Below are 4,083 nucleotides of genomic sequence, written 5' to 3'. Positions count from 1 at the left end.
TGGGACGCGAGTCCCTGTGAGAGTAGGACGTTGCCGGGCAATCCAAACCAGTTCAGTTCATGAGCTGGTTTTTTTGTGCGCTTTTTTAGAGATGAAGAGATCGGATCATACTCATTTATATCTGTTTATTGAAAAAGTGCATAGTAGGTGAGCCGAAAGCGAGTAAAAGCCGTGGGAAAGCAGGGCTATCCCCGGTTATAAAATACCTATTCCGCATCTATGGCAGGGTAAAGCTGCTTGATAGGTGTTAGAAGTGTGTGTTAAACCACGTTTCTTAGACCTATCAACCGTCTATTACCGGTAAAAGTGTTGAATATGTGAAGGAAAGTCGCAAAGTACATGCAAGCTTTAAGCCATAATATAAAGATCGAGTAGATGAAAAAAGAAAACGATAGTAAGGAGATATGTAGAATCACAAATTTCTTAACTTACACTCAACTTCTATAGGGGATACCATGAAGGTTAGGATAGTGAAAGAGAACGCTCTCCTTTCTAATAAATGGTGGTCGAATTTACAAGGTAAAAGGACTGGGCCCAAGAATTTCATTTCAGATAGAACGTATCCTTCCGCGTTAATTAATCGATTGATTAATAGCGATTCCCTTTCTACTGACTTAGTATTTTATAACCTACATCCATCATACTTATTAAATTCGGCTTTAACTATCCAGGTTAATGAATAAGTTGAAATATGGGAATTACAAGAAGTGAGTGAATACTCGCTCGGGTGGGACAACTCAATAGTTATTAAACTTAATATAAGGAATGAAGAGTAGGATGGTGAATTTTCACCTTTTTGTGAAAGATAGATTCTAACTTGTTAGCACAACATAATTTTAAGGCTGCGAAAACGTTGTTTGGCAACAATGGTGCTTATCAGGCTTCTCAATCGTAAGCGAACAAGATATTAAATAAAGTTAAAAACATAGTGTGTTTTATTGCTAAAGAAGAAAAACGGGGTATTTTTTGCGTGGTCATTCGTTTAGAAGAGGCAAAACTACGGACAATTGTTGATGGAATTGATGAGAATGCCTTCATTGCTATCAGTCATATCAATGAAGTAAAGGATGGAAATTTTAAAAAGAAAAATATTCATTGAGAACTCAATAACATTTTCCATTGAAAAAGAACCGATAAAACAGATTATCGGTTTTTTGTTTAATATAGGTGATTATAATAGTTCCTCTTTTAAAAACTGCTTAGCTGATGAACTCCAGTCCAGTCTCGTTATGGGAATACGCAGAAGTATTGCAAGGACATTGATCCAAGAAGGATTTATTATCATACATACCGAATTATTGGATTATTGTCTTAAACGGGGAGGGTTAATTATGAGGCTGTTGACGACTATTATTATTTTTTTAGTGGTTTGTTTAGTAGTTTATTTAGTGGAAAAATACTTAGGTATAAAGAGAAAAAATATTTCAGAAACCCCTGCCAAAAGAATTGATCGATGGGGACGAACAATAATAGTAGTTATCTTTTTGTCTTCTTCTTTTTTTGCTATTACAAACGAGGTTGATGCAATCCTAAAATGGAATTGGGTTCTATTTTTTACAGCACTAATGGGGCTACAAACTATATTAGAGTGGAAGTACATAAAAGAAACAAAACAATATATTTCAACACTTATAAGCTCGACGATATGGTTTATTTTCTTAATATTCTTTGTTATTCGCTTTTAGAACTAAAATCAGCATTTGAGAAATGGGAGTAGTTGCATTTTTACTAAAGGGGCAGGTTAACGGAAGAAGGAAAAATTGATTTTTATATTGAATATATTAAAAGTTAATAATATAAAACGGAAGACGATTAGAGTAGGAGAGAATATGGAATCTAAGTTAATTATCATACGAGGTAACTCAGGGAGTGGTAAAACAACAACTGCGAGAAGTCTTCAAAATCATTTGGGAAACGGGACACTCTTGGTTTCTCAGGATCTGGTTCGTCGTGATATGTTGAAGGTTCACGATAGAGAAGGGAACCTTTCAATTGATTTGATTCGTCAAATTGCAGAATACGGTAAAGACAAATGCGAGTTTGTTATTGTAGAAGGGATCTTAAATAAAATTCGCTATGGTGAAATGCTGAGTAACTTAATCCACTTCTATAACCAAAAGGCATATACTTGTTATTTTGATCTATCCTTTGAGGAAACAGTAAAACGTCACAACAACCGTTCCAAAAAGATAGAATTCGGTGAAGACTCTCTACGTGCTTGGTGGAATCTAAAGGATTATCTTGGTGTAGATGGAGAACTGATATTGACTAATGATATGTCGCTAGACGATGTATTGGAACTGATTCTAAACCAACTTCAAGGGTAATCAAACGGGACTTTACTTCAATACTGAGTGCTGTGGATCAGCTCTTTTTTGTTATGCAGCTAACGGGGCAGGTTAGCGGAATAAGAAATTTTCTGAAACTTCAAACCAGTATCCATCGTATATAATTAATAACAGAAAATACCAATAAAGGGGATTTTGTGTTGCAGTTACTTTTAAAGGGGTTATATAGAGGGTCTATCTCATTTGGTATCTTACTAATAATTTCACTGTCGTATAAGTTGCAAGGGCAATCAGATGATTCGAGTGTTTATTTTTTTATGGCCTTATAGCATTTTTCCTTGGGTTGACAAGCATCATATATCAAATTGAACAATGGAGTTTTTTAAAGCAAATTTTTGCTCATTTTATATGGCGATGCTGATTACTGTTTTTCCAACGTTGCTATTAAGTGGTTTTTATCCGTTAGATTCATTTAAGGATGTATTTGATGTGTATCTTCAATTTAATAAAGTGGGCATTATCTTATTTTTGACTTCATATTTTATTTCATATTTTTTTTCACGTAAAAAATCTAATAATAGCACATCAATATGATTGAGGTATACGACTGACGGTGGGCATTGATCTAATAAGGATTAATCCCTTTTGTGTTGAACCTCTTATGGAAGAAACGGGGCAGGTTTATTGAAAAAGGATAAGCTATATTTTGTAAAATACGGGTAAGGAATTGCCAAGATTGGAGAATAAAAGTTTGAATGGGGGGCCGAACTTGAAAGATGGTCAAAATAAAAAAATTGGACTAGGCTCGATTTCTCTATTGCTACTTATGTTTGGGATACTATTTTCTTTTTCTTGGAAAAACAGCGAGGCTTTTGGAGATACCATATTAAGGTTCTTAGGGTTAAGCCCTTGGTCAAACGGCGATACGGGAACACATTATACTGTAATTTATTCACTTTTCTTCTTTATACCCGCATTAATACTGGGTCATAAGCACAAAAGCAACTTTGGAGCCAAATTAGGGAGGAATTTGTCTTTAATTATTATTATCCCAGGATTATTATTAGTGTTTTATGCAATAGTTTAATACCGCTAAAGGGTGCAGTTGCAGAGGAAACATCAATTTTCCTTCTTAAAGTAAAAGGGGCTTTAATTCAATAACGATTCAGTCACTTTCTTATAGAGGGCTTTTTATTCTACACGTAAAAATTTAACCGTAATCAGATTAGATTTTTAACACGCACTTCAAAGCATTTGATTTACTCATTCGTTCCTTGATTGCCCTCTTTTTTGCTCTGTTGAAGATTGAATATACCTTTTAGACATATCCTTACTCAGATTAATCGTCTCGTGTTTAAGTTCCATATTGAGAGCGAGCTTCTTGAAGTTTGTAGCAGTATCGGTGCATGACAAAGAAGAAGGGTCAAAATAATCCTTAAAGGACTTTCTCTACCACCTTTTTCGGACTGTCAAAAAATACCAGTTTTATATCAATCAAAATAGTGGTATATTAATTAAGCAGTTATGAATTAGTGGCAGAGAAAAGCACTGAATGCTAACTTTGAAAAATATTTTATAAAAAAGGTTGCATTCATAATAAATATAAGTTATTATATAAAAGTTGCTTCTGCAACACAGATTAATATTGAGAGATTGTTAGTGAAAATTATATTAAAAGAAACGCTTGACAAAAACAAGTTATCTTGATAAGATATAAGAGTCGCTAACACGACAGATTGTTCTTTGAAAACTAAACAAAACGAAACGCCAAGCAAGTCTAAAATAAGAGATTTTT

General features: G+C 34.0%; 4 protein-coding genes and 3 pseudogenes. 5 read left to right on the top strand and 2 right to left on the bottom strand.

Going from position 1 to position 4,083, the window contains the following annotated elements; all coding sequences use genetic code 11:
* Positions 1-952: 952 nt before the first annotated feature.
* From AC58NB_RS17370 to AC58NB_RS17350, 5 genes and pseudogenes are all read left to right on the top strand, one after another.
* Positions 953-1,099, top strand: a pseudogene (locus tag AC58NB_RS17370) (DUF2179 domain-containing protein); the annotation flags it as partial.
* Positions 1,068-1,685 (top strand): DUF4181 domain-containing protein, encoded by a 618-nt coding sequence (locus tag AC58NB_RS17365; RefSeq protein WP_497428052.1) that lies wholly within the window; start codon positions 1,068-1,070, stop codon positions 1,683-1,685. The pseudogene AC58NB_RS17370 and the gene AC58NB_RS17365, both read left to right, overlap by 32 nt.
* A gap of 144 nt (positions 1,686-1,829) precedes the next feature.
* Positions 1,830-2,327, top strand: coding sequence for a kinase (locus tag AC58NB_RS17360; RefSeq protein WP_497428051.1), 498 nt, complete (start codon positions 1,830-1,832; stop codon positions 2,325-2,327).
* A 277-nt stretch (positions 2,328-2,604) separates the two neighbouring features.
* Positions 2,605-2,709: pseudogene (locus AC58NB_RS17355) on the top strand (DUF3021 family protein); the annotation flags it as partial.
* A 348-nt stretch (positions 2,710-3,057) separates the two neighbouring features.
* A complete protein-coding gene (locus AC58NB_RS17350; RefSeq protein WP_497428050.1) occupies positions 3,058-3,375 on the top strand; it encodes a hypothetical protein in 318 nt (105 codons plus the stop codon).
* Between the two features lie 239 nt (positions 3,376-3,614).
* Here AC58NB_RS17350 and AC58NB_RS17345 read toward each other — a convergent pair.
* Both AC58NB_RS17345 and AC58NB_RS17340 read right to left on the bottom strand, forming a co-directional pair.
* Positions 3,615-3,719 (bottom strand): annotated as a pseudogene (locus tag AC58NB_RS17345) (IS1595 family transposase); the annotation flags it as partial.
* A 179-nt stretch (positions 3,720-3,898) separates the two neighbouring features.
* On the bottom strand, positions 3,899-4,083 hold a 185-nt coding region (locus tag AC58NB_RS17340; RefSeq protein ID WP_497428049.1), incomplete at its 5' end, for a hypothetical protein.

The sequence above is a fragment of the Pradoshia sp. TA40_28 genome (assembly GCF_059694525.1).
The sequence above is the reverse complement of the archived record's forward strand: the minus strand, read 5'-3'. Positions and strand labels throughout refer to the sequence as shown.